Source organism: Pseudomonas sp. NLJ1 (assembly GCF_049486705.1).
Taxonomy (GTDB): Bacteria; Pseudomonadota; Gammaproteobacteria; order Pseudomonadales; family Pseudomonadaceae; genus Aquipseudomonas; species Aquipseudomonas inefficax.
This window is the reverse complement of the sequence record NZ_CP137735.1, coordinates 1318577-1342119: the sequence shown is the minus strand read 5'-3', so window position 1 is coordinate 1342119 and position 23543 is coordinate 1318577. Positions and strand designations below refer to the sequence as shown.

The window sequence follows — 23543 nt, the reverse complement described above, 5'->3', positions numbered from 1 at the left end:
TGCCGGCCTCTTCGCGGGTAAACCCGCTCCCACAGGTATCTCCGCAGCTTTCGAGGGCTGCGTAGTACCTGTGGGAGCGGGTTTACCCGCGAAGAGGCCGACACAGCAAACCGAGCTAGAGCAGATGACCGACACCCCCCTGGCAACCCTGTACCAGTCCCTCGACCAGCACCGCCCCGCCAGCCTCGAGGCCCTGCTCGCCGGCGTATCCCTGCTGTTGCCGATCCTCGACGCCATCCCCAACGCCGCGATCTTCATCAAGGACCCGGCCGCCCGCTATGTGCTGGCCAACAACACCCTGGTCCAGCGCTGTGGCCTCAAGCGCCTGCAACCGCTGCTGGGCAAGACCAGCGCCGAAGTGTTCCCGGCACAGCTGGGCCCCGGCTACACCGAGCAGGACCGTCGCGTTCTCAAGGAAGGCCTGGTGCTGGAAGACCAGCTGGAGCTGCACCTGTACGGTAGCCGCGAGCCTGGCTGGTGCCTGACCCACAAGCGCCCGCTGTACAACCAGACCGGCGAGATCATCGGCCTGGTGGGCATTTCGGTCGACCTGCAGTCAGCCGCCGACAGCCACCCCGCCTACCAGCGCCTGGCGGCGGTGGACGAGCATATCCGCCGGCATTTCCACCAGCCGATCAGCATGGGCGAGCTGACCCGTATCGCCGGCATTTCCGTGGCCCAGCTGGAGCGCTACTGCAAGCGGGTGTTCCACCTGACGCCACGGCAGATGATCCACAAGGCGCGCCTGGAGCACGCCCACCGTTTGCTGCACTCGGACCTGCCGATCACCGAAGTGGCGATGTGCTGCGGCTATACCGACCACAGCGCCTTCAGCCGCCAGTTCAAGCAACTGACCGGCTTCACGCCGAGGCAATACCGCCAGGCTACGGCGTAGTAGACGCGATGAAGCGGCTATAAACGGTTTGCGCGCGCTGCATTCGTGACAGCTTCAGTACCACCAGCACCAGGCCAAGAAACAGTATCGCGGACACAACCGCCAGAAACCGACGCTGGCCCTTCAGGCCCTTTTCAACTTCCACTGCGTAGTCGGTGGCCATGAAGAACGAGCAGATGGTGTCCAGATTTTCTTCCGGCATGTAGCGGGTAAAGGGCGCCAGTCTTTCCGAAGACCGGCACTGGTCCAGCGTCAGCTTGTCATCCGGAAACCACATTTCAAACTTGATGTCCTGTTGCGACAGATAGAAAGCAGGTGAGTCCGGCTCGTTTTTCAGCCAAACCATCATGTATGGCGATTGGCTTGCCATGGGCAGGGGAGCCAGCAGCACGCCCAGTATGGCCAGCAGTGCAATGAAACACCTGAAGCGTTTCGGTGAGAATTTGCCGGTAGCGAACCTGGGGGCGTTGAAGTCGCTCCAGTCGATGTAGGCGCGGTTGCGGCTCAGGTCGCCGGGTGCCAAGCCGTTGTCGACGATCCAGCGATGGGCAAGGTTGGCCTCGTGCAGGTTTTTCGCGGGGATGTTGAACTCATAGCGAAAGTACTCGATTTCCCGTAGCTCCTTGCGCAGGGTGTCGAACTGCGAGTGGTTGTCGAATTCGGTGGTACCACCGAAGATGCGCCAGATGAGGTCTCGAAGAAAGTACAGCGAACCGGCTCGTCTGTAGATAAACCACAACAGGATCCCCAGTAGTATGGGCGCGCCGATCCCGGCCAAGGGCGCCAGGTTTTCTATGCTCCAGAAGGATGAGGCCAGGTTTGTGGAAGTGTTCATGTCAGCTCCTTTAACGAAGTAAGCTGGCCTTGTGCATGCGCTGCCGGCCGGCGGGTCCGATGAAGCGACGATGATAAAGGCGCTTAATCTGACCTGTCGTTAGCGAAGCTTCTGAGTTGCCTGTAGGAAAGTTCTGCTTGCCGAGCCAAGCTCAGGCATTGGCGAACAATAGCCGCGCTTCATCGAAGCACTGCTCGGCAATTGCCGAACGCGGCTCGCTGCGCCGCAGTAGCAGGCCGACCGGGCTGTGGATGGCAGCGTCGGCCACCGGCAGGATACGCAGGTGTTCGCTCAGGTCTTCCAGGCCACAGTCCAGCGGCATGACCGCGCAGCACATGCCGGTGTTGATGGCCTGGATCAGCTGGAAGCTCGAGTCGCTTTCCAGTACCGCGTTCGGCTCAAGGCCACGGCTGCGGAAACTCAGGTCCAGCGACTGGCGGTAGTGCATGCCTTTGCTCAGCAGGCCCAGCGGAATGTCGCCCAGCTCGTCCCAGCGCAGGGTGTCGCTGGCAAACTGGAAGTGCCGGGTATCGTGCAGCAGGCCCATGGTGGTGGTGCCCAGTTCGATCACTTCGAAGAAGCTGGTGTTGACCTGGTCGAGGTAGCAGATACCCAGGTCGAGCTGGTTGCGGCTGAGCCCGTCGATGATCTGTTCCGAACTCAGCGAGCTGAGCTGGAAGTGCAGTTCGGGGTATTTGTCGCGCAGTGGCAGCAGCAGGTGCATGGGGTTGAAGCTGGCCAGCGGCACCGTGCCCAGGCGCAGGCTGCCGACTACCTGGCCACGACAGCTGGCGGCTTCGGCCTGCAGGCCGTCGTGAGCGGCGAGCAAGGTGCGGGCCCAGGCCAGGATGCGCTCGCCGGCCTCGGTGAAGCCTTCGAAGCGCTGGCCACGCTTGACCAGCACCAGGTCCAGCTCGTCCTCCAGGTTGCGCAGGCGCATGGACAGCGTCGGCTGGGTGATATGGCACAGCGCCGCCGCCTGGCCGAAGTGGCGGGTCTGGTCGAGGGCGATGAGGAACTTGAGCTGCTTGATGTCCATGGAAGTGCCTGGTAGCGGGTTGTGCAGACCTTAACCCACGTCTGCGATAGATGTCATTGATCAGTCGGTACGCCATATCGATTGGACGCCTCGGGGCCATGCCTCTAGCGTGGCGGCAATGCCACTCGAGGAGCCCCACCGTGCGCGTCCAACCCGACGCGGTCTTCGTACCGCTCAACATCGCCGTGCTGACTGTCAGCGATACCCGTACCTATGACAACGACACCTCCGGTGAACTGCTGGCCAGCCGTTCGGTGGAGGTCGGCCACCGCCTGGTGGCGCGGGCGTTGCTCAAGGACGACCTTTACAAGATCCGCGCCCAGGTCGCCACCTGGATTGCCGACGAGCAGGTGCAGGTGGTACTGATCACCGGCGGTACCGGTTTTACCGGCCGTGACAGCACGCCGGAAGCGGTCGAGTGCCTGCTGGACAAGCGCATCGATGGCTTTGGCGAACTGTTCCGTGCGTTGTCGATTCTCGATGTCGGCACCTCGACCGTGCAAAGCCGGGCGCTGGCCGGGCTGTCCAACCGGACGTTGGTGTGCTGCCTGCCGGGTTCCACCGGGGCCTGCCGTACGGCGTGGGAGGGCATCCTGGCGGAGCAACTGGATGCGCGGCACCGGCCGTGCAACTTCGTCAAGCACTTGAAACCGATCGAGGCGTGTGCCAGCCGGGGCTGAGTGCTCTCCTGTGCTGGCCCTTTCGCGGGTAAACCCGCTCCCACAGGGACCCCACAGGTTTCGAACCCTGTGGGAGCGGGTTTACCCGCGAAGGGGCCGGCACAGTAAACCCCAACCATTCAGTTCAATACATACCCCACCGGCAGCAACGCCGGCGGTAGCTGTTGTTCCCCCAACCCCGCCAGCACATCGCGCTCCACGGTCCGCACCATGGCATCGGTCGGCAGGTCGTTCTCGTCGCGCCCGAACGGGTCTTCCAGTTCGTTGCCAATCGCATCCAGCCCGAAGAACGTGTACCCCACGATGGTGGTGAACAGCGGCGCCAGCCAGCCCAGCGGTTCGGCCAGGGCAAACGGCAGCAGCAGGCAGAAGATGTAGATGGTGCGGTGCAGCAACAGCGTGTAGGGGAACGGCAACGGTGTGCCCTTGATCCGCTCGCAGGTGGCCTGCACTTCGGTCAGGCCCACCAGCCGCTGTTCCAGCAGGCTGTAGCGCCAGTCGCTGATCTGCTGCTGTGCGGCCAGCCGCGAGCAGTGCCCGCCGATTTCGCGCAGGATGGCGTCGCACACGTTGTGCGGGCTGATCGCTTCGGGCCGGGCCAGCCAGGGCCGGGCGGCGGCCAGTTCGTCCTCATTGCGCAGCCGTGCATTCAGTGCATGGGCAAAGCCGCACAGGCTGCGCAACAGTTCGGCCCGCAGAGGTTCGTCGGTAATCACCAGGCTTTCGCGTACGAACGAACGGGTTTCGATGATCAGCTTGCCCCAGGCCTTGCGCCCCTCCCACCAGCGGTCATAGCAGGCGTTGTTGCGAAAGCTCATGAAAATCGACAGCGACAGGCCCAGCAAGGTGAACGGCGTGGCGCTGACCGGGTAGAAAAACGCCGGGAAATGCCGCTCGACCAACACGATCAGCGCGGCCAGCAGGGTGATTGTCAGGCAACGCAGGGCAATGCGCTTGACGATCGAACCCTTGAGGGTGAACAGCACACGCAGCACATCGGGGGTGGGGTGGACGATCATGGCAATCCAGAGACGGCTGTCTAGCCGCCGGTCATGTTCATGAAGCGCAGGATCTGCACATCGCCACCGACTTCGAAATGATGGCGGTAGGGCTTGAGGTGCAGCGAGTCACGAATGGCCTTTTCCAGGCGTTCGGGGTTGCCGGGGTGGGCGCGCAGCACCTGCTTCAGGTCCACCGAGTGTTCATTGCCCAGGCACAGCAGCAGGCGGCCTTCGACGGTGAGGCGCACGCGGTTGCAGGTGGCACAGAAGTTGTGGCTGTGTGGCGAAATGAAGCCGACCCGAGTGTTGGCGGCTTCGGCCAGGCGCCAGTAGCGGGCCGGGCCCTGGGACGACTCGGTCGATTCGACCAGGGTGAATTGCTCGGCCAGCAGTGCGCGTACTTCATCGCTGGAGCAGAACGACTCGCCGCGTTCATGTTCGCTGATCACGCCCAAGGGCATTTCTTCGATGAAGGTGATGTCCAGCTCGCGGTCGATGGCAAAGCGCACCAGGTCGACCAGTTCGTGGTCGTTGCGGCCCTTGAGGACCACGCAGTTGAGCTTGGTGCGCTTGAAGCCGGCCTGGCGAGCGGCGTCGATGCCGGCGATCACCTGGTGCAGGTCGCCGGTGCGGGTCAGTTGCTTGAAGCGCTCGGCGTCCAGGCTGTCGAGGCTGATGTTCAGGCGCGTGACGCCAGCGTCGAACAGCGGCTGGGCCAGGCGCCCGAGTTGCGAGCCGTTGCTGGTCAGGCACAATTCGCGCAGGCCGGGCAGGGCGGCGATGCGCCCGCACAGGTCGACGATGCCCTGGCGCACCAGCGGCTCGCCGCCAGTCAGGCGGATCTTGCGGGTGCCGAGGGCGACGAAGCGCTCGGCCACCTGGAACAGTTCCTCGAGGCTGAGGATTTGCTGGCGCGGCAGGAACTGCATGTCTTCGGCCATGCAGTACACGCAACGGAAGTCGCAGCGGTCGGTGACCGACATCCGCAGGTAGTCGATTTTCCGGTTGAAGCCGTCGATCAGGGCCCGGCTGTTCTGTTCCACGTTCGCGCTCGAATGGGTTGGGACTTGAGTCCAAGCTATAACCTGGCCGCAGGGCCGTCAAATTGCTTTGTCCGACCGATTGATCGATGGCCTCTATCATGGCTGCAGGCCAGGTATTTCAAAGTGTTGACCGCGTCGCCCAATTCGCGGGTAAACCCGCTCCCACAGGTAAAGCGCAGGACTCGAAACTTGTGGGATCCCTGTGGGAGCGGGTTCACCCGCGAAGGCCACGCCGCGGTTTCAGCCCATGATCGAAACCGCCTATCACCCCGTAAGATCTTTCGATTGGACGGCTCTACCTCACGCTCCATAGGCTGAAAAAAAGCATCGAAGCGTGAGGATTCATCGCATGAGCCAGGACCAACACATCAGGGACTACAAGGGCGCCGCCGCCGGCTGGGGGGCGCTCAAGAGCGTGACCAAGAGCTGGCTGGGCAGCGACAATGCCTTCAAGAACCTGCGGGCCATGCTCAAGACCAACCAGAACGGCGGCTTTGACTGCCCCGGCTGCGCCTGGGGCGAGTCGCCGGAAAACGACATGGTCAAGTTCTGCGAAAACGGCGCCAAGGCGGTCAACTGGGAAGCCACCGGCCGCTCGGTGGACCCGGCGTTCTTCGCCAGGTACAGCGTCAGTGCGCTGGCCGAGCAGACCGACTACTGGCTGGAATACCAGGGCCGCCTGACCCACCCGATGCGCTACGACGCGGCCACCGACCACTATGTAGAAACCAGCTGGGAAGAAGCCTTTGCGCTGGTTGCCCAACACTTGCGCGCACTCGAATCGCCCGACCAGGCCGAGTTCTACACCTCGGGCCGGGCCAGCAACGAGGCGGCGTTCCTCTATCAGCTGTTCGTTCGCGCCTACGGCACCAACAACTTCCCCGACTGCTCGAACATGTGCCACGAGGCCAGCGGCGTGGGCATGTCGGAAACCCTCGGCGTGGGCAAGGGCACCGTGGTGTTCCACGACCTGGAGCTGGCCGACGCCATCTTCGTCATCGGCCAGAACCCCGGCACCAACCATCCGCGCATGCTCGAACCGCTGCGTGAAGCGGTGAAGCGTGGTGCCCAGGTGGTTTGCTTCAACCCGCTCAAGGAGCGCGGCCTGGAGCGCTTCCAGCACCCGCAGCACCCGTTCGAAATGCTCAGCAATGGCTCTGAACCAACCAATACGGCCTACTTCCGCCCGGCCCTGGGCGGCGACATGGCAGTGATGCGCGGCATTGCCAAGTACCTGCTGCAGTGGGAGCGCGAAGCCCAGGCCAATGGCGAACCGGCGGTGTTCGACCATGCCTTCATCGCCGAGCATACCAGTGGCATCGACGCATACCTGGAAGCCGTGGATGCCACACCCTGGCAGCATATCGTCGAGCAATCGGGCCTGACCCAGGCCGAGATCGAACTGGCCGCGCGTATGTACCGCAAGGCCGAACGGGTAATCATGTGCTGGGCCATGGGCGTCACCCAGCATCGCCACTCGGTGCCGACCGTTCAGGAAATCGTCAACTTGCAGCTGTTGCGCGGCAACGTCGGCAAGCCCGGCGCCGGCCTGTCACCGGTGCGTGGCCACAGCAACGTGCAGGGCGACCGCACCATGGGCATCGACGAGAAGCCCGGGTCGGCACTGCTCGATGCCATCGAGAAACGCTTCCGGTTCCGCGTGCCACGTGCCCATGGGCACAACGCGGTGCTGGCGATCAAGGCCATGGAAGAGGGGCGGGCCAAGGTGTTCATCGGCCTGGGTGGTAACTTTGCCCAGGCCACGCCGGATACGCCGCGCACCCATGCGGCCATGCGCAATTGCGCGCTGACCGTGCAGATTTCCACCAAGCTCAACCGCTCGCACCTGGTCACCGGCCGCGATGCGTTGATCCTGCCGTGCCTGGGCCGTACCGAAATCGACATGCAGGCCAACGGGCCGCAAGGCGTGACCGTGGAGGACACCTTCAGCATGGTGCATATTTCCCATGGCCAGCTGCGCCCACGCTCGCCGCACCTGCGCTCGGAGCCGTGGATCATCGCCGGCATGGCCCAGGCGACCTTGGGCAAGCAGCCGATCGACTGGGAATACGCAGTTGCCGACTATGGCCGCATCCGCAGCATGATTGCCGATGTGATCCCCGGCTTTACCGATTTCAACGAGCGCCTGCAGCACCCGGGCGGCTTCCACCTGGGCAACAACGCCGCCGACCGCACCTGGCGCACGGCCACAGGCAAGGCGCGCTTCAGCCCGCACCAGTTGCCGGAGCAACTGGTGAATGCCAAGGTGCTGGCGCGCGGTGACAAGCCTGACCTGATCCTGCAGACCTTGCGCTCGCACGACCAGTACAACACCACCCTGTATGGCCTGGACGACCGTTATCGCGGGGTGTTCGGCCTGCGTGAAGTGGTGTTCGTCAACGAGGTGGACATCCGTCGGATGGGCTTCGAGCCGGGCGAGCATGTGGACCTGGTGTCGCTGTGGGAGGATGGCGTGGAGCGACGGGTGTCGGGCTTCCGCCTGGTGGCGTATGACGTACCCGAGGGGCAGGCGGCGGCCTATTACCCAGAGACCAACCCGCTGGTGCCGCTGGAAAGCTATGGCGAGGGGACCTATACGCCGACCTCGAAGTTTGTGGCGATCAAGGTCGAGAAAGCCAAGGCGGGTAACCGGATTGCGGCGGTGCTTGCTTCGGAATGATGGGTTGCCTGTACCGGCCTCTTCGCGGGTAAACCCGCTCCCACAGGGACCTCACAGGCCTGAGGGCAAGGTGATCCTTGTGGGAGCGGGCAAGCCCGCGAAGAATCCAGCACCGATCAGGAACGATGCACCGGGTAAGCCGTGGTGTATTTCATCTGCTCCATGGCAAAACTGGATGTGATGTTCGACAGCCCGTCAGTACTGGTGATCAGCTTTTTGTAAAACCGGTCATACGCCGCGATGTCCCCGACCACCACCCGTAGCATGTAATCCCAGTCCCCCGACATGCGGTAGAACTCCATCACTTCCTCGAACCCGGTCACGGTCGCGGCAAACTGCTCCAGCCAGGCGCTGTCGTGGCGCTGGGTCTTGAGCTGGACGAATACCGTCAGCCCCAACCCCAGCCGTTCCGGGTCGAGCAGCGCAACACGGCCGACAATGTAGCCGTCTTCCTCCAGGCGCTTGACCCGTTTCCAGCACGGTGTGGTAGACAGGTTGACGGCCTCGGCCAGGTCCTTGAGCGAGATCGAGGCATCGCGCTGAAGCAGGGTGAGAATGTGCTGGTCGAAGCTGTCCATATCGCGCGTGGGCCGTGGCGAAAAATATTTCACAGATTACCCCAAGGCCAGAAGATTTGGGTTGTGCGATAGTGGCAACTTTCACTCTGCCAATGGGCCCGACCATGTCCGACAAGCCGCGCAATTTCGCCACCCGTACCATTCACGCCGGTGAGCAGTTCAGCGTTGCCGATAACGCTATTTTCCCAGCGATCGTCACCGCCAGCTCCTTCACCAAGCGCAGCCTGGACGACAAGCCGGAATACTCCTACAGCCGCGTCGGCAACCCCACCCGGCATGCCTACGAAACCTGTGTCGCCGCCCTGGAAGAGGGCGTTGGCGCTGTCGCCTGCGCTTCGGGTGTGAACGCTACCGCCACCGTGCTGGAGCTGCTGCCCAAGGACGCCCACGTGGTGGTGATGAATGGCGTGTACGGCGGCACCTTCCGCATCATGGAAGACTACCGCAGCCGCACATCGGGCCTGACCACCACCTACGTCGACCTCAACGACCTCGAGGCGGTAGCCGCTGCCATCAAGCCGGAAACCCAGCTTATCTGGATCGAATCGCCGACCAACCCGTTGCTGCACCTGGTCGACATCAAGGCGGTGTGCGACCTGGCCAAGGCGCGGGGTATCCTTACCTGCATCGACAACACCTTCTGCTCGCCGTGGAACCAGCGCCCGATCACCTTGGGCGTGGACCTGGTGATGCACTCGGCCAGCAAGTACATCGGTGGCCACTCCGACCTTACCGGCGGCGTGGTGGTAGCTGCCAATGATGCGCTGTTGGCGCGCCTGCGCCGCATCAGCATGGCGATCGGCGCGGTGCAGGGGCCGTTCGACTGCTACCTGGCCCTGCGCGGCCTGAAGACCTTGGATGTGCGCATGGAGCGCCAGTGTGCCAATGCCTTGCAGGTAGCGCGCTTCCTCGAAAGCCACGCGCAGATCGAGCAGGTGTACTACCCGGGGCTGGAAAGCCACCCACAGCATGAGCTGTGCAAACGGCAGATGCGCAGTGGCGGGGCGGTGGTGGCGATGAAGGTCAAGGGCGACCGGGCCGCGCTCAACCGCCTGGTGGAGGCGCTGCAGATCTTTGTGCTGGCCGACTCGCTGGGCGGGGTGGAAAGCATGATCAACCACTCCTGGAGCATGTCGCATTGCTCGCTGAGCCCGGAGCAGAAAGGCGTGATGGGGATCAGCGAGAACCTGCTGCGGTTGTCGGTGGGGATCGAGGATTATCGCGACCTGATCGAAGACCTGGATGGGGCGTTGAAGGCTGCGGCTGCCATGTGAGGGCTGCTGGCCTCTTCGCGGGTGAACCCGCTCCCACAGGTACTCCACAGGCCTTGAGGGCAGTGGTGACCCTGTGGGAGCGGGTTTACCCGCGAAGAGGCCGGTGGATTCAATTAATTCCTGTCAGGATTTGGGCGGATGGATGATCCGTTCGATCTTGTCCTTGATCAGCAACCGCTCCTTGCGCAGGCGGTTGACGGCTTCGTCGTTGGTGCCGTTGCCTTCGGCGGCTACCACCTCTTTGTCCTTTGCGTTGTATTCCTTGTGCAGTGAGTGCAGCGTCTGGTCCTTGTCGATGAGCGCCTGGAATGCATCAGCGGTAACGTGCAGGTCAGCGAGCAGATCATGCGGAACTGGCATTTCTTCACCTCTGTCAGGGTTGGCGGATGGTTCTGACCATTGAGGATAGTCGTCTTTGCGCAGGTAGGGGACTGGGGTAGGCTGTCGCATCTCCCCTTACCCGGAACCTGCGCCATGCCTCACGTGAATCTGGAATACAGCGACAACCTGGGCGAGCTCAATGTCGACGTCCTGCTGCTGCGTCTGAACCACGCCCTGGTCGGCAGCGGCCAGTTCGCCGACGAGGCCGATATCAAAAGCCGCGCCGAAGCCTTCAAGCACTATCGGGTGGGCACCGCGCCCGGCGAGCGTGCCTTTGCCCATGTGCGCCTTGCCATCCTCAGCGGGCGCTCGCCCGAGGTGAAGACGCAACTGTCCGCCAGCCTGCTGGATGTGCTGCGAGAGGCCATCCCCGAGCAACCCGGGCTGGACATCCAGCTGTGCGTGGAAGTGCTGGACATCGACCGCGAGCCCTACGCCAAGGCTCGCCTGCGCGGCTGAACAAGCGTTGGATGAACTTCTTTTAATGTAGAAAAGGCGCCGGTTCACGAATTTGTTGGCGCCTTTTTCACGAAATATTGATGGCACGCTTTCTAGAGTTCAGCCAAGTTTCCCAGGTGCCGCGCAGGCCCTCGGGCTGATAATCACTCTTGATTGCGAACACCGATGCTCAACTTCAAATCCCTGCGGACTGAATGGGTCACGCTGCTGGCCAGCCTTTACCTGCTGATCGGCTTCAATGTCTTCCTCTGGCAGCATCTTGAACAGGTCGTGCCGCCCGGTTTGCCTGGGCTTTGGCTGAGCCTGGCGTTTGCCGTGCTGATGTTGTTCGCCTTCAACCTGATCCTTACATTGGTTGCCTTCCGTTATATATTGAAACCGGTACTTATCGTGTTGTTCATGAGCGGCGCGGGCGTGGCTTACTTCATGAATCAATACGGTGTACTTATTGATGCGGGCATGTTCCGCAATATGGCGGAAACCAATGTGGCGGAAGTGCGCGACTTGCTCTCGCTGAAGTTCGCCTTGTATATCCTGGGGTTGGGTGTAGTGCCTTCGGTCCTGTTGTGGAAGGCGCCTGTCGCCTATCGCGCCTGGCACCGTGAACTGCTTGGCAAGTTGGTGGTTGGCGGTGCCTGCGTGGTGGCCCTGGGCTCGGTGGCACTGGTCAACTACCAGGGCCTGTCGTCGCTGTTTCGCAACCACCACGAACTGCGCCTGATGCTCACCCCCAGCAATATCGTGGGGGCCTCCATCGGTTATGTCAGCGAGCGTGTCGGCACCGCATCGCACCCCTTCCAGCATTATGGCGAAGATGCCAAGCGTGATGCCGCCTGGCAAAAGCATGAACGCAAGTCGCTGACCGTGCTGGTGGTGGGGGAAAGTGCGCGGGCAGACCACTTCGGCGTGCTTGGCTACAACCGCGATACCACACCGAACCTTGCCAGGGAACAGGGCCTGCTGGCGTTCTCCGATGTGCACTCCTGCGGCACGGAAACCGCTGTCTCGGTGCCGTGCATGTTCTCTGGCATGCAGCGCAAGGACTACGATGCCCGTGTGGCGAAGAACCGCGAAGGGTTGCTGGACATCCTCCAGCGTGCCGGCCTGGCGGTGCAGTGGCGGGACAACCAGTCGGGCTGCAAGGGCACCTGCGACCGCGTGCAATTCATCGATGTCAGCAACCTCAAGGACCCGCAGTTGTGCACTGATGGTGAATGCCATGACCAGATCCTGCTGCAGGGCCTGGCTGAGCTGATCGACAACCTCGACAAGGACACCGTGCTGGTGCTGCACCAGATGGGCAGCCACGGGCCGGAATACTTCAAGCGCTACCCTGGCGCCGACCAGCGCTTTGCACCGGTGTGCCAGAGCAACGCGCTGGACCAGTGCAGCGAGCAGGAAATCGTCAACGGCTACGACAACACCTTGGCCTATACCGACAAGGTACTGGCCTCGCTGATCGACACCCTGCGCAGCAAGCAGGACAAGGTCGACACGGCGATGATCTACCTGTCCGACCATGGCGAGTCGCTGGGTGAATACAACCTGTTCCTGCATGGCACGCCTTACGCCATCGCCCCCGAGCAGCAGAAGCACGTGCCGTTGCTGACCTGGTTCTCCGACAGCTACAAGGAGGACTTCGGCGTCGATACCGACTGCCTGGCCAAGCTCAGCGATGCGCCGCTGTCGCAGGACAACCTGTTCCACTCGATGCTCGGCCTGTTGCAGGTACGCACCGAGGTCTACCAGCAGTCGCTGGACATGTTCGCCAGCTGCCGGCCGTGGATGGCGGCCAAGCGCTGAGGCGAAGCGCGTTCCATACTTGGGCTTGCGCGGTCTTTGTGGGAGCGGGCATGCCCGCGAAGCAGGCGACGCGGTGCATGGCACGGGCTTCGCCCGTGTTCGCGGGCATGCCCGCTCCCACAGGGATTACGCGCACCAGAGTTGCTCCTGCCTGAGCATGCACAACAGCACCATTGATCGATATCAAGGATGGCCCGGGTTTCACCAGCAGTGCCCGCGCCGTATATACTGCGCGCCAATGTTAGTGGGAGAGCCTCGTGGCCATCGAAATACACTGGATCCGTGACGACCAGAGCCTGGCCGAACACTGCCGCGACTGGCACCAGCTGCCCTTTGTCGCCGTCGATACCGAATTCATGCGGGTCGACACCTTCTACCCGAAAGCCGGGCTGATCCAGATCGGCGATGGCCAGCGTGCCTTCCTGATCGACCCGTTGCTGATCGGTAACTGGCAACCCTTGGCTGACCTGCTGGATGACAGCGGCGTGGTCAAGGTGCTGCACGCCTGCAGCGAAGACCTCGAGGTGCTGCTGCGCCTGACTGGCAAGCTGCCACAGCCGCTGTTCGACACCCAGCTGGCCGCTGGCTACCTGAACCTGGGCTTCTCCATGGGCTATTCGCGCCTGGTGCAGGAAGTGCTGGGTATCGACCTGCCCAAGGGCGAAACCCGCTCCGACTGGCTGCAGCGGCCTCTCTCGGAAACCCAGGTCAGCTATGCCGCCGAGGATGCCGTACACCTGGCCGAGCTGTTCACCGTGTTGCGCCCGCGCCTGAGTGACGACAAGTACGCCTGGGTGCTGGAGGACGGCGCCGAGCTGGTGGCTGCATTGCGCCGCGAAGTCGAACCCGAAAGCCTGTACCGCGACGTCAAGCTGGCCTGGAAGCTGGCACCCCAGCAACTGGCGGTGCTGCGCGAGCTGTGCGCCTGGCGCGAGCGTGAAGCGCGCAACCGCGATGTGCCGCGCAACCGCATCCTCAAGGAGCACTCGCTGTGGCCCATGGCCAAGAGCCAGCCGAGCAACCTGTCGGCGCTGGCCAAGATCGACGAGATGCATCCGCGCACCATTCGTCAGGACGGTGAGTTCCTCATCCAGCTGATCAAGCGTGCCGCCAGCCTGCCAGCCGAACAATGGCCACAGGCCTTGCCCGAGCCTTTGCCGATCGAGGCCGCAGGCATCCTCAAGCAGCTGCGTGCCATCGGCCAGGCCGAAGGTGAGCGCCTGGGCATTGCCCCCGAACTGATGCTGCGCAAGAAAGCCCTGGAAGCGCTGCTCAAGAGCGGCTACCCCAATGGCCCCTATCAATTGCCCGATTCGCTGCGCGGCTGGCGCCGTGAGCGCATGGGCCAGGCCCTGCTGGACAGCCTGGCAGGCGCCGGAGAGACCCGATGAAACGCATTTGCTCTATCTACAAGAGCCCCCGCAAGAACGAAATGTACCTGTACGTGCTCAAGGCTGACGGCCTGGAGCGCGTGCCCGAAGGCCTGCTGCCGTTTTTCGGCACCCCCAAGCACGCCTTCGACCTGGTGCTTACCCCCGAGCGCAAGCTGGCCCGCGAGGACATCGCCAAGGTGCTGGAAAACCTCGACAACCAGGGTTACCACCTGCAGATGCCGCCGCCGGAAGACGACTACATCGAGCACCTGCCCGAAGAGTTGCTGCGCCGTAACGACCCTGCCTGATCATGCGAGTACTGATTGCTGAGCATGATCATGCTCGATACGCCGAGATCTTGCGCGCAGCCGCGCCTGAGCTGGAAATCCTGACCAGCGGCGACTCCGCCGAACTGGCCCGCCAGGCGGCACGGTGCCCAGTGTGGCTGGGCCAGCCGGACCTGCTGGCAAGCCTGCTGCGCCAGGGCCACAAGCCGGGCTGGATGCAGTCCACCTGGGCTGGTATTACCCCGCTGCTGGCCGAGGGCCTGCCACGTGACTATCGCCTGACCCGCGCCGTGGGCATCTTTGGCCAGGTGATGGCCGAGTACATGCTCACCTACATGCTCGGCCATGAGCGCGAGGTGCTGTCGCGCCTGGTCAGCCAGGTCGAGCGGCGTTGGGATGACCGCCCGGGGCGTACCCTGGAAGGGCGCAAGGTGCTGATCGTCGGCACTGGCGACATTGGCCAGCGGGTGGCCGAGTTCCTGCAGCCGTTTGGCGTGGTGCTGTATGGCGTTGCCAGCAGCGCCCGCGAGCAGGCGCCCTTCGTCGAGGTAGCGGCGCTGGCCGACCTGCCGCGCATGGTTGGCCAGGTCGACTATGTGCTCAACCTGCTGCCGGATACCCCGGCTACCCACGACCTGTATGACGCGGCACTGTTCAAGTGCTTCCAGCCCACGGCGCTGTTCATCAATGCCGGGCGTGGGGCGGCGGTGGTCGACGCTGATCTGGTCGAGGCGCTGAAGGAAGGGCACCTGGCAGGGGCGGTGATCGACGTCTGTCGACAGGAGCCGTTGCCCAGGCAACACCCGTTCTGGACGGCGTGGGGCTTGCTGCTGACCGGGCACAGCTCGGCGCCCACCTCGCCGGCGGCGATGGTGCGGTTGTTTGTCGAGAATGTGCGGGCGTATGTGGCGGGGCAGGGGTTGCGAGGCGAAGTGGACTTCGCCCGGGGTTATTGATTGTGTAATGCCTGTGCCGGCCTCTTCGCGGGTAAACCCGCTCCCACAGGATCTCCGCTACCCTCAGGTCCTGTGGGAGGCTGGTGTTGGCTGTGCTGGTACAGGATCAACACAGGCCCCATGAGGCAGTGGAGATCCCTGTGGGAGCGGGTTTACCCGCGAAGAGGCCGGTACAGCCAATGCAAGGCTTACAGGCTGAAATCACCCTCGGCAGCCAGCTCGCTCAGTGGCTTGCGCGGGCTCGGTACTTCACGCGCCTGCAGGGCTTCGTTCAGGCTGGCCTTGTCGCCCAGCTTGCCGATTGCCACCATGGCATGCAGCACATAGCCTTCAGGGACCTTCAACTCCTGCCGTGCCAGTTCCTGGTCGAAACCGGCCATGCCATGGGTATGCCAGCCGCTGATGCTGGCCTGCAGGGCCAGGTGACCCCAGGCGGAACCGGTGTCGAAGGTGTGCCACAGCGCCGGTTTTTCTTCCGTGGCGCCCGGGGCGGCGTAGGTGGTCTTGGAAATCACCAGCACCAGCGCCGAAGCCTGTTGCGCCCAGCTGCGGTTGGCCGGCACCAGCAGGTTCAGGTAACGCTCCCAGTTCGGCGTGTCACGGCGGGCATAGAGGAAGCGCCAAGGTTGCGAGTTGTTCGCCGACGGCGCCCAGCGAGCCGCTTCGAGGAAGCTCAGCAAGGTTTCTTCGCTGATCGGCTCGGCGGTGAAGGCACGTGGCGACCAGCGGTTGATGAACTGCTCGTTGATGGCGTAATCGGCAATGCGGGGGGTGGCGCTCATGGCGGCTCCTGCAAAAGGACGGGAAACACGCACGCTACTGCGTCGCGTCGCGACTGACAAGCGGTCTGGCTTTGCCGAAGGCCAGGCTCTAGACTGGCGCCGCCGCGCGCCGTGGCCCCAAGATGAATGCAGGAACCCCGTGTGATGACCGCTGAAAACGCGCCGTTCTGGCGGCGCAAGACCCTCGAACAACTCAGCCCGCAAGAGTGGGAGTCGCTGTGTGACGGCTGCGGCCTGTGCTGCCTGCAAAAGCTCGAGGACGAGGACGACAACAGCGTCTACTACACGCGCATCGCCTGCAAGCTGCTGGATCTGGATACCTGCCAGTGCAGCGATTACCCCAACCGCTTCGCCCAGGTACCAGACTGCATCCAGCTCACCCCGGGCAAGGCCGACCAGTTCAAGTGGCTGCCGAGTACCTGCGGCTACCGCCTGGTCAGCGAGGGCAAGGACCTGCCGGCCTGGCACCACCTGGTCTGCGGTGATCGCCAGCAGGTCCATGAACAGCGCATTTCCCAGTCGGGGCGCATGCTCAGTGAACACGATGTGCACGAAGACGACTGGGAAGACCACCTGATCTTCCGCGCCAGCTGACCGGCGCGGCCCGCTGCCATGGGGAAACAAGGAGTTTCTGTATGCGTTGCCAGCTGTTGTTGCTGTTGGGCCTGATGGCCAGTTCGCCGGCCTGGGCGAAAAAGGTCGACCTCGACTACCAGGTGCGCCTGTTGCCAACCAGTGGCCAGGCGGAAGTCCGCCTCACCTTGGCCGAAGGCAGTGCCGTGCGCAGCCTGGACTTCGACCTGGGCAAGGTCGGGGCCTACAGCGGCTTCCAGGCTGATGGCCAATGGCAACTGCAGGGCCAGCGTGGCGTGTGGCGACCGGCGGCCGGCAAGACCAGCCTCAGCTACCGCGTGCAGCTGGACCAGAAGCGCGCCAGCGGCGCCTATTCGTCGCGCATCACTCCGCATTGGGCACTGTTCCTCGGCGACCAGCTGGTGCCACCTGCACGCCTCGACCAGCAGGATGGCACCGAGCTGGTGGCGCGGCTGGCGTTCGACCTGCCTGAAGGCTGGAAGAGCATCGAAACCTCCTGGCCACGCATCGGCAAGGACAAGTTCCGCATCGACAACGTTTCGCGCCTGTTCGACCGCCCCACCGGCTGGATGCTTGCCGGCGACCTGGGCAGCCGCCGCGCCCGCCTGGGCGAAACCGAGGTCACCGTGGCAGCACCGGTGGGGCAGGGTATGCGGCGCATGGACAACCTGACCATGCTGACCTTTGTCTGGCCGCAATTGCAGGCGGTGTTCCCGCGCAACCCGCCGAAGCTGCTGTTGGTCGGTGCTCGCGATGGCATGTGGCGCGGGGCGATGGCCGCGCAGGGCTCGTTGTACCTGCACAGTGGGCGGCCGATGGTCAGCGAGAATGGCAGCAGCCCGTTGCTGCGCGAAGTGGTGCAACTGTTTGCGCAGATCCATGGGCGTGATGGCAGTGACTGGCTGGTGGAAAGCCTGACTGACTACTACGCCAGCGAGTTGCTGCGCCGCTCGGGCGGGGTAAGTGACGACCGTTACCAGGCCTGGCAGGCGCGCCTGAGCAAGCAGGGCGCCAAGGTCACCCGGCTCAAGGGCGAGCATGCCACCCCGGCGCAGGTGGCGCGGGGGGTGATGTTGTTGCAGGCGCTGGACAAGGAAATCCGCATCCACACCCAGGCCAAACGCTCACTTGACGATGTGGCACGCGGGCTGATGCGCCTGCCCAGTGTCAGCACCGAAGACTTCGTGCAGATCAGCGAGAACGTGCTGGGGCGGCGCTCCGAGGTGTTGCAGAGCAAGGCGTTGCGCTGAGCATCTCTTTCGCCCCTACCGGCCTCTTCGCGGGTGAACCCGCTCCCACAGGTTTTTCGTTGCCTTGTAGGAGCAGCCTTGTGCTGCGAAGAGGCACTTACAGCCACAGACCTCTTTGATCATACCGGCCCTTTCGCAGCACAAGGCTGTTCCTCCAGGTAATGTACTGCCCTCAAGACGGTGCGGTCCCTGTGGGAGCGGGTTCACCCGCGAAGGGGCCAGCACAGGCAGTGAAAAAATCAACTGCCAGCCAACGGATCCTTCCCGGTCACCGTCACCCCCCGCGTTGCCGCGTCGGCACTGGCCTTCAACGTCTCCAGCTCCGCCGCACTGCGCTCGATGTCCGCACGCAACCGCTGGTATTCCTGACGATGGCGCTGCCACCAGGCCTTGGTCGAGCAATGCCCGCTGACCCCGCGCGCCACCGCCAAACCTCCCACCACCATCTGCAGCAAGCCGACCAGGCCGCCATGGCGCAGCCCCTTGCTGAACATAAGCGCTCCCCCGGCCAGCGAGCTGACCCGTTCCAGCCCATGAACATTGTGCTGCGACGATGCAGTCGCGGAATGGATATCGAGCATGGCAAGGCCTCCGTCTGAAGTGTATGCAGGTGACCTGTCGGCCGCCGTCATCGTTCAGTCGGTTACTTGAACCTGGGGCCTGAACGGGTATTCAGCCCTTTGGCCATGCGGTCATACAGCACCACGTTCACCGTCGCTGCCAGATTCATGCAGCCCTCGGTCGGAATGTAGATGGTCTCTTCGCACCACGCCCGCACATCGGCACTGAGGCTGCCGTCTTCCGGCCCGAAGATGTAGATGGCCCGGTCGGGGTGGGTGTATTCCGGCAATGGCCGCGCACCTTCCACCAATTCCACGGCCACCGGTGTGCAGCCCAGCGGGATGATGCGCTGCAGGTCATCGATACCGATCAGCGGGATGTCGTAGTGCACGCGCTTGGTGTCGGTGATGAAGTCACGGGCACGCTCGTAGCGTTTGCCGGTGTAGAACACCGAATTGACGCCATAGCAACCCGCGGCGCGCATCACCGAGCCGACATTTTCTGCCGACTTGGGGTTGAACAGGCCGATGCAGCTGTATCGTTTGTTTGCCACGTACCGGGGCCCTTCGCGAAAAAAGCGCGATTATACGGGCTGCCCGGCAGCAGCGGGGGGCGAATCGATGGTCAGTCTTTCTTCAGCATGCCCGCCAGCCCGGCGAACGGGTTGTGGGTGGCCTTGGCGATGCTCGGGGTGCTGGTTGAGCCTTCGCTGAAGTACTGCTGGTCGGTATAGCGCGAGTGCTCGTTGTCGTGGCAGTACAGGCACAGCAACTCCCAGTTGGAGCCGTCCTGCGGGTTGTTGTCGTGGTTGTGGTCGCGGTGGTGCACGGTCAGCTCGCTCAGACGCTTGCCGGAGAACTCGCGGGCGCAGCGGCCGCAGACGTGCGGGTACATTTTCAGGGCCTTGTCGCGGTAGCCCATTTCCTTGTCGCGCTTGGCATCGGCCAGGATGCGGTCCAGGCGCGCGGTGGCGGCGGCGGAAGAGGTGGAGCTCATGGTGTTTCCTTTGTTCTGATCAGGCAAATGACGGTTATGCCACTGAGTCTAGCGCGCTTGCGGGGCAGGCGGACAGGCGAAAGCTTTGTTTTAGGCGTAGCCTGTAGGAAGGTTCCCGACAGGAGGTTGCTGATGTTTCGCGCGATCCTCGTTGTGCTGTTGTTCGCCGGCCTGCCCATGGCCGAAGCTGCCAGCACGCCACCCCGGCTGAACACGCCGGTGCCCGGTGCACCGGGTACGCCTACGCCTACGCCATATCCGCAGATTACCCCGAGTACGCCGCCCAAGGCCTATGGCAGCCAGCCGGGGGCGCCACTGTTACCGCCGATGCCGGTGCCCGGGCCGCCGAAGGACCAGCCATTGCCGGGGTTGCGGCCGGAGCCGCCGAAGCCGGCGGTGGATGATGATTAAATAAAATCAGCCTGCACCGGATCCTGTGGGAGCGGGCGTGCCCGCGAACACCGGCGAAGCCGGTGCCAACCACCGCGTTGAGTTCTTCGCGGGCATGCCCGCTCCCACAGGGATCGGCGCGGGTGCTCAACCCTGGGTTTTACGCCACACCCAGCTCACCAAACACGAACGCATACTCCAGCGCCACATCCTTCAAGCCCTGGTACCGCCCGCTCATCCCGCCATGCCCAGCCCCCATCTCGGTCTTGAGCAGCAGCAGGTTGTCGTCGGTCTTGCGCGTGCGTAGCCGTGCCACCCATTTGGCCGCTTCCCAGTACTGCACGCGGCTGTCGTTGTAGCCCGCCACCACCAGCATTGCCGGGTAGGCCTGTGCCTTCACGTTCTCGTACGGCGCGTAGGCCTTGATCCGCTCATACACCTGCGGCTCTTCAGGGTTGCCCCATTCGTCGTACTCGGTCACGGTCAGCGGCAGCTCTGGGTCGAGCATGGTGTTGAGCACATCGACGAACGGCACTTCGGCAATCGCACAGCGGAACAGCTCGGGTCGCAGGTTGAGCACTGCACCCATCAGCAGGCCGCCGGCGCTGCCGCCACTGATGGCCAGGCGATCGGCAGCCGTCACACCTTCGGCGATCAGGTGCTCGGCACAGGCGATGAAGTCGCTGAAGGTGTTGTGCTTGTGCTCCTGCTTGCCAGCGCGGTACCAGGCTTCGCCCAGTTCGCCGCCGCCACGCACGTGGGCGATGGCAAAGGCCACGCCGCGCTCCAGCAGGCTCAGGCGCGCATGCGAAAACCACGGGTCGAGGCTTTCGCCATAGGCACCGTAGCCATACAGGTACAACGGCACGGTCCGGCCCAGGTCCTGACGGCGGCGCACCAGGCTGATGGGCACCCGGGTGCCGTCCGCTGCCGTGGCCCACAGGCGCTCGCTGACATAGTCGTCGGCATCGAACGGCCCCAGCACCGGGGTTTGCTTGAGTACCGCCTGGGCACCGCTGGCCAACTCCAGCTGGCGCACCTGGGCCGGGCGGTTGAGTGCTTCGTAGCGCAGGCGCAGGCGCGTGCTGCTGAACTCCAGGCTGTCCTGCACGTACAGGCTGTAGGCGGCATCGGGTAGTTCGACGCGGTAGGCCGCCAGGCCCTGCGGGCGCACTTCGATGATCGGCAGGCCGCCTTCGCGCAGGCTCAGGGTCAGCGCGCCGGCATTCAGGCTGAGGCCCTCGAGCATGATCGCGTCGCGGTGCGGCACCAGCACCTGCCATTGTTCACGGCTGGGCACCGGCGCGACCGGGGCGTGGTACAGGGCGAAGTTGATGCCGTCCTGGTTGGTGCGGATGAACCAGCGCCACTGGCCGTCGAGCTGGCCGTGGTCAGGGAAGTACTCGTGGCCTTCGACGCGTGGCGCCAGGCAGGTGAACGGTGCCAGCGGGGTCTGCGCATCCAGCACCCAGGCTTCGCTGGTGGTCTTGCTGTTGAGCAGCAGCACCAGTTGGCGTTCGGAGCTGGTGCGGTAGCAGTGCAGGAAGAAGCGCCCGTCGGGTTCCTCGAACACGGTCTGCGCACCCGCGTTGCCCAGCGTGTGACGACGCAGGCGCCACGGGCGGTGGGTGTCGTCCAGTTCGGCGAAGAACAGCGTCTGGCTGTCGTTGGCCCAGGTCAGGCTGCCGTCGCAGTCGTCGAAGGGCAGGGCGGTGACGCTGCCACTGGCCAGGTCCTTCACGTACAGGGTGAAGATTTCGTCGCCGCTGGTGTCCAGGCTATACGCCAGCAGGCGGTGGTCGGGGCTGACGTTGAACGCGCCGAGGGACAGGAAACCGCCATTGGCCAGGGCGTTGGGGTCGAGCAGCAGTTCCTCCTGGCCTTCATCGACCGTGTTGGAGTCGTCGGCCGGGCGCGGGCAGCGGTAGTGACGCGGGTACTCGTCGCCCGCGGTGGTACGGGTGTAGTACAGGTAGGGGCCCCAGGGCGCCGGCAGCGAGAGGTCGGTTTCCAGGATGCGACCCTTGATTTCTTCGAACAGTTGTTCGCGCAGCGGCGCCTGGTCGGCCAGGCAGGCTTCCTGGTAGGCGTTCTCGGCCTGCAGGTAGGCAAGCACCTCGGGGGTGTCGCGCTGTTGCAGCCAGGCGTACGGGTCGGCGGTGTTGTCGGCGTGGGCAATCGGGGGTTGGGGCTTGGTTTGCATTGAAGATCTCATGTTTGGGGTCGCCTGTACCGGCCTCTTCGCGGGTAATGCGCATGGCTCGAAGTCTGCAGTGATCCTGTGGGAGCGGGTTTACCCGCGAAGAGGCCGGCACAGGCAAACACTGTCTGCGCCCGGAAAAGTGTTTATCATAGGCATCTCTTTGCCTGGCTTGCACGAACACCATGACCGAGAACGACTACACCCTCGCCTGGGGCCTTTACGCCGTTGCTGCTCTGGGCTGCCTGATGGTGGGCTTCAAGCTCACCGGCTGGATGTGGCGCTGGCTGCGCGAACCGCTGCGGGTGGTGCTGGCAGTGCTGCTGCTGACCCCGACCATCGTCGACCCGGTCAAGGACAGCTTCGCCCCGGCCATTGCCATCACCGCCCTGGATGTCGCTTTCAAGGTTGGCAACAACGCCTGGCGCGCGGTGTCCGACTTCGCCATGTACGGCATGGGCGCCTTCTCCCTGTATTTCCTCTTCGTACTGCTGCGCTTGCCGCTGGAAAAGCGCGCCCGCGAGCGCCGCGCGCAGGCCGAGGCCGCTGCCCAGCGCCAGGCTGCCGAAGATGACCAGCTTGGCGCCCAGGCCCCGCTGGCCGCAGAGCGTCGCGACCGATACCGTGATGCGCCACCCCCTGCCGCCCCGGCCGTCTCCCGAGGCGGCGGCCGGGTCGAGCCCCGTCTGTAAGCGGAGACACGCCTATGTGCGAACTGCTGGGCATGAGTGCCAACGTCCCCACCGACATCGTCTTCAGCTTCACCGGCCTGATGCAGCGCGGCGGCCGTACCGGCCCGCACCGTGACGGCTGGGGCATCGGCTTCTACGAAGGCCGTGGCCTGCGCCTGTTCCAGGACCCGGCTGCCAGCAGCGAGTCGGAAGTGGCCAACCTGGTACAGCGTTATCCGATCAAGAGCGAAGTGGTCATCGGCCACATCCGTCAGGCCAACGTCGGCAAGGTGTGCCTGTCCAACACCCACCCGTTCGTGCGGGAGATGTGGGGTCGCAACTGGTGCTTCGCGCACAATGGCCAGCTGGGCGACTTCAAGGGCCTGGCCAGCTTCTACCGGCCGGTGGGCGACACCGACAGCGAGGCGGCCTTCTGCGACCTGCTCAACCGCATCCGCAGTGCCTTCCCCGAGCCCGTGCCGGTGGAACAGCTGCTGCCGGTGCTGGTCGAAGCCTGTGCCGGCTACCGCAGCCAGGGCGTGTTCAACTGCATGCTCAGCGACGGTGACTGGCTGTTCTGCTTCTGTTCGACCAAGCTGGTGCACATTACCCGCCGTGCACCCTTTGGTGCGGCACGGTTGAAGGATGTCGACCTGATCGTCGATTTTCACACCGAAACCACCCCCAACGACGTGGTCACGGTGATCGCCACCGAGGCCTTGACCGAGAACGAGACCTGGCAGCGCTACGAGCCGGGTCAGTGGGCCCTGTGGCGGCACGGCGAGTGCGTGGCGCACGGCCAGAGCTAAGGATGC

At 63.8% G+C, this 23543-nt stretch carries 25 protein-coding genes; 14 read left to right on the top strand and 11 right to left on the bottom strand.

All coding sequences use genetic code 11. From position 1 onward, the window contains the following. The first annotated feature begins 124 nt into the window (after positions 1-124). On the top strand, positions 125-895 hold the full coding sequence (locus R9B85_RS05925) for an AraC family transcriptional regulator (protein WP_112254210.1): 771 nt from the start codon (positions 125-127) through the stop codon (positions 893-895). Here the strand turns inward: R9B85_RS05925 and R9B85_RS05920 are convergent. Further along, on the bottom strand, positions 885-1730 hold the full coding sequence (locus R9B85_RS05920) for a DUF6216 family protein (RefSeq protein ID WP_112254209.1): 846 nt from the start codon (positions 1728-1730) through the stop codon (positions 885-887). The two genes, R9B85_RS05925 and R9B85_RS05920, sit on opposite strands and share 11 nt — an antisense overlap. Positions 1731-1881: 151 nt before the next feature. After that, complete coding sequence (locus R9B85_RS05915) at positions 1882-2769, bottom strand: LysR family transcriptional regulator (RefSeq protein ID WP_112254208.1); 888 nt, start codon at positions 2767-2769, stop codon at positions 1882-1884. A 140-nt stretch (positions 2770-2909) separates the two neighbouring features. On the opposite strand from R9B85_RS05915, the gene moaB reads away from it, so the two are divergent. Then, positions 2910-3449, top strand: coding sequence for a molybdenum cofactor biosynthesis protein B (moaB, locus tag R9B85_RS05910; protein ID WP_112254207.1), 540 nt, complete (start codon positions 2910-2912; stop codon positions 3447-3449). A gap of 119 nt (positions 3450-3568) precedes the next feature. Here the strand turns inward: moaB and R9B85_RS05905 are convergent, their stop codons facing one another. Then, on the bottom strand, positions 3569-4468 hold the full coding sequence (locus tag R9B85_RS05905; protein WP_112254206.1) for a bestrophin family protein: 900 nt from the start codon (positions 4466-4468) through the stop codon (positions 3569-3571). 20 nt (positions 4469-4488) lie between these two features. Beyond that, positions 4489-5493: a GTP 3',8-cyclase MoaA gene (gene moaA / locus R9B85_RS05900; protein WP_075046042.1), complete on the bottom strand. Its 1005-nt coding sequence runs from the start codon at positions 5491-5493 to the stop codon at positions 4489-4491. 349 nt (positions 5494-5842) lie between these two features. Between moaA and R9B85_RS05895 the strand changes: the two genes are divergently transcribed. Continuing rightward, complete coding sequence (locus tag R9B85_RS05895) at positions 5843-8173, top strand: FdhF/YdeP family oxidoreductase (protein ID WP_112254205.1); 2331 nt, start codon at positions 5843-5845, stop codon at positions 8171-8173. A 116-nt stretch (positions 8174-8289) separates the two neighbouring features. Here the strand turns inward: R9B85_RS05895 and R9B85_RS05890 are convergent, their stop codons facing one another. Continuing rightward, positions 8290-8751: an Lrp/AsnC family transcriptional regulator gene (locus R9B85_RS05890; protein WP_039613985.1), complete on the bottom strand. Its 462-nt coding sequence runs from the start codon at positions 8749-8751 to the stop codon at positions 8290-8292. Positions 8752-8843: 92 nt separating this feature from the next. Between R9B85_RS05890 and R9B85_RS05885 the strand changes: the two genes are divergently transcribed. Beyond that, positions 8844-10025, top strand: coding sequence for a trans-sulfuration enzyme family protein (locus tag R9B85_RS05885; protein WP_215521321.1), 1182 nt, complete (start codon positions 8844-8846; stop codon positions 10023-10025). 123 nt (positions 10026-10148) lie between these two features. Here the strand turns inward: R9B85_RS05885 and R9B85_RS05880 are convergent, their stop codons facing one another. After that, on the bottom strand, positions 10149-10385 hold the full coding sequence (locus tag R9B85_RS05880) for a YdcH family protein (RefSeq protein WP_063912984.1): 237 nt from the start codon (positions 10383-10385) through the stop codon (positions 10149-10151). Between the two features lie 114 nt (positions 10386-10499). On the opposite strand from R9B85_RS05880, the gene R9B85_RS05875 reads away from it, so the two are divergent. The 5 genes from R9B85_RS05875 to R9B85_RS05855 all read left to right on the top strand — a co-directional run bounded on the left by R9B85_RS05875 (position 10500) and on the right by R9B85_RS05855 (position 15284). Further along, positions 10500-10865: a 5-carboxymethyl-2-hydroxymuconate Delta-isomerase gene (locus R9B85_RS05875; RefSeq protein ID WP_112254203.1), complete on the top strand. Its 366-nt coding sequence runs from the start codon at positions 10500-10502 to the stop codon at positions 10863-10865. 165 nt (positions 10866-11030) lie between these two features. Continuing rightward, on the top strand, positions 11031-12668 hold the full coding sequence (locus R9B85_RS05870) for a phosphoethanolamine transferase (protein WP_207876936.1): 1638 nt from the start codon (positions 11031-11033) through the stop codon (positions 12666-12668). Positions 12669-12925: 257 nt separating this feature from the next. After that, complete coding sequence (rnd, locus tag R9B85_RS05865; protein WP_112254200.1) at positions 12926-14059, top strand: ribonuclease D; 1134 nt, start codon at positions 12926-12928, stop codon at positions 14057-14059. Then, a complete protein-coding gene (locus R9B85_RS05860) occupies positions 14056-14349 on the top strand; it encodes a YcgL domain-containing protein (RefSeq protein ID WP_112254199.1) in 294 nt (97 codons plus the stop codon). The genes rnd and R9B85_RS05860 overlap by 4 nt, the downstream gene beginning before the upstream one ends. A gap of 2 nt (positions 14350-14351) precedes the next feature. Continuing rightward, entirely contained in the window at positions 14352-15284 is a 933-nt protein-coding gene (locus tag R9B85_RS05855; protein ID WP_112254198.1) for a D-2-hydroxyacid dehydrogenase, read from the top strand. Positions 15285-15472: 188 nt separating this feature from the next. Here R9B85_RS05855 and R9B85_RS05850 read toward each other — a convergent pair whose 3' ends face one another. Beyond that, complete coding sequence (locus tag R9B85_RS05850) at positions 15473-16066, bottom strand: nitroreductase family protein (protein ID WP_039613991.1); 594 nt, start codon at positions 16064-16066, stop codon at positions 15473-15475. Between the two features lie 144 nt (positions 16067-16210). Between R9B85_RS05850 and R9B85_RS05845 the strand changes: the two genes are divergently transcribed. Together R9B85_RS05845 and R9B85_RS05840 are read left to right on the top strand one after the other, a co-directional pair. Next, on the top strand, positions 16211-16660 hold the full coding sequence (locus tag R9B85_RS05845; RefSeq protein WP_112254196.1) for a YcgN family cysteine cluster protein: 450 nt from the start codon (positions 16211-16213) through the stop codon (positions 16658-16660). 41 nt (positions 16661-16701) lie between these two features. After that, positions 16702-17910: a hypothetical protein gene (locus R9B85_RS05840; protein WP_112254195.1), complete on the top strand. Its 1209-nt coding sequence runs from the start codon at positions 16702-16704 to the stop codon at positions 17908-17910. Between the two features lie 239 nt (positions 17911-18149). Here the strand turns inward: R9B85_RS05840 and R9B85_RS05835 are convergent, their stop codons facing one another. From R9B85_RS05835 to R9B85_RS05825, 3 genes are all read right to left on the bottom strand, one after another. Beyond that, entirely contained in the window at positions 18150-18491 is a 342-nt protein-coding gene (locus R9B85_RS05835) for a DUF2892 domain-containing protein (RefSeq protein WP_112254194.1), read from the bottom strand. A gap of 62 nt (positions 18492-18553) precedes the next feature. Beyond that, positions 18554-19024, bottom strand: a complete 471-nt coding sequence (locus tag R9B85_RS05830) for an RNA methyltransferase (protein WP_112254193.1) — start codon at positions 19022-19024, stop codon at positions 18554-18556. Positions 19025-19095: 71 nt separating this feature from the next. Further along, positions 19096-19467 (bottom strand): YajD family HNH nuclease, encoded by a 372-nt coding sequence (locus R9B85_RS05825; protein WP_003259546.1) that lies wholly within the window; start codon positions 19465-19467, stop codon positions 19096-19098. Positions 19468-19599: 132 nt separating this feature from the next. On the opposite strand from R9B85_RS05825, the gene R9B85_RS05820 reads away from it, so the two are divergent. Beyond that, a complete protein-coding gene (locus tag R9B85_RS05820) occupies positions 19600-19878 on the top strand; it encodes a hypothetical protein (protein WP_112254192.1) in 279 nt (92 codons plus the stop codon). A 139-nt stretch (positions 19879-20017) separates the two neighbouring features. Here the strand turns inward: R9B85_RS05820 and R9B85_RS05815 are convergent, their stop codons facing one another. Further along, positions 20018-22060, bottom strand: coding sequence for a S9 family peptidase (locus tag R9B85_RS05815; protein WP_112254191.1), 2043 nt, complete (start codon positions 22058-22060; stop codon positions 20018-20020). Positions 22061-22242: 182 nt separating this feature from the next. Between R9B85_RS05815 and R9B85_RS05810 the strand changes: the two genes are divergently transcribed. Together R9B85_RS05810 and R9B85_RS05805 are read left to right on the top strand one after the other, a co-directional pair. Further along, entirely contained in the window at positions 22243-22749 is a 507-nt protein-coding gene (locus R9B85_RS05810) for an MFS transporter (protein ID WP_207876932.1), read from the top strand. Between the two features lie 14 nt (positions 22750-22763). Further along, positions 22764-23537 carry a class II glutamine amidotransferase gene (locus tag R9B85_RS05805; RefSeq protein ID WP_112254189.1) on the top strand — a complete coding sequence of 258 codons (774 nt, stop codon included), beginning with the start codon at positions 22764-22766 and terminating at the stop codon, positions 23535-23537. Positions 23538-23543: the final 6 nt, after the last annotated feature.

Coding starts and splice junctions, on each gene's coding strand:
- R9B85_RS05925 (WP_112254210.1), top strand. CDS start 125: ATGACCGACACCCCCCTGGCAACCCTGTACCAGTCCCTCGACCAGCAC.
- R9B85_RS05920 (WP_112254209.1), bottom strand. CDS start 1,730: ATGAACACTTCCACAAACCTGGCCTCATCCTTCTGGAGCATAGAAAAC.
- R9B85_RS05915 (WP_112254208.1), bottom strand. CDS start 2,769: ATGGACATCAAGCAGCTCAAGTTCCTCATCGCCCTCGACCAGACCCGC.
- R9B85_RS05905 (WP_112254206.1), bottom strand. CDS start 4,468: ATGATCGTCCACCCCACCCCCGATGTGCTGCGTGTGCTGTTCACCCTC.
- R9B85_RS05895 (WP_112254205.1), top strand. CDS start 5,843: ATGAGCCAGGACCAACACATCAGGGACTACAAGGGCGCCGCCGCCGGC.
- R9B85_RS05890 (WP_039613985.1), bottom strand. CDS start 8,751: ATGGACAGCTTCGACCAGCACATTCTCACCCTGCTTCAGCGCGATGCC.
- R9B85_RS05885 (WP_215521321.1), top strand. CDS start 8,844: ATGGGCCCGACCATGTCCGACAAGCCGCGCAATTTCGCCACCCGTACC.
- R9B85_RS05880 (WP_063912984.1), bottom strand. CDS start 10,385: ATGCCAGTTCCGCATGATCTGCTCGCTGACCTGCACGTTACCGCTGAT.
- R9B85_RS05875 (WP_112254203.1), top strand. CDS start 10,500: ATGCCTCACGTGAATCTGGAATACAGCGACAACCTGGGCGAGCTCAAT.
- R9B85_RS05870 (WP_207876936.1), top strand. CDS start 11,031: ATGCTCAACTTCAAATCCCTGCGGACTGAATGGGTCACGCTGCTGGCC.
- R9B85_RS05860 (WP_112254199.1), top strand. CDS start 14,056: ATGAAACGCATTTGCTCTATCTACAAGAGCCCCCGCAAGAACGAAATG.
- R9B85_RS05855 (WP_112254198.1), top strand. CDS start 14,352: ATGCGAGTACTGATTGCTGAGCATGATCATGCTCGATACGCCGAGATC.
- R9B85_RS05850 (WP_039613991.1), bottom strand. CDS start 16,066: ATGAGCGCCACCCCCCGCATTGCCGATTACGCCATCAACGAGCAGTTC.
- R9B85_RS05845 (WP_112254196.1), top strand. CDS start 16,211: ATGACCGCTGAAAACGCGCCGTTCTGGCGGCGCAAGACCCTCGAACAA.
- R9B85_RS05840 (WP_112254195.1), top strand. CDS start 16,702: ATGCGTTGCCAGCTGTTGTTGCTGTTGGGCCTGATGGCCAGTTCGCCG.
- R9B85_RS05835 (WP_112254194.1), bottom strand. CDS start 18,491: ATGCTCGATATCCATTCCGCGACTGCATCGTCGCAGCACAATGTTCAT.
- R9B85_RS05825 (WP_003259546.1), bottom strand. CDS start 19,467: ATGAGCTCCACCTCTTCCGCCGCCGCCACCGCGCGCCTGGACCGCATC.
- R9B85_RS05820 (WP_112254192.1), top strand. CDS start 19,600: ATGTTTCGCGCGATCCTCGTTGTGCTGTTGTTCGCCGGCCTGCCCATG.
- R9B85_RS05815 (WP_112254191.1), bottom strand. CDS start 22,060: ATGCAAACCAAGCCCCAACCCCCGATTGCCCACGCCGACAACACCGCC.
- R9B85_RS05810 (WP_207876932.1), top strand. CDS start 22,243: ATGACCGAGAACGACTACACCCTCGCCTGGGGCCTTTACGCCGTTGCT.
- R9B85_RS05805 (WP_112254189.1), top strand. CDS start 22,764: ATGTGCGAACTGCTGGGCATGAGTGCCAACGTCCCCACCGACATCGTC.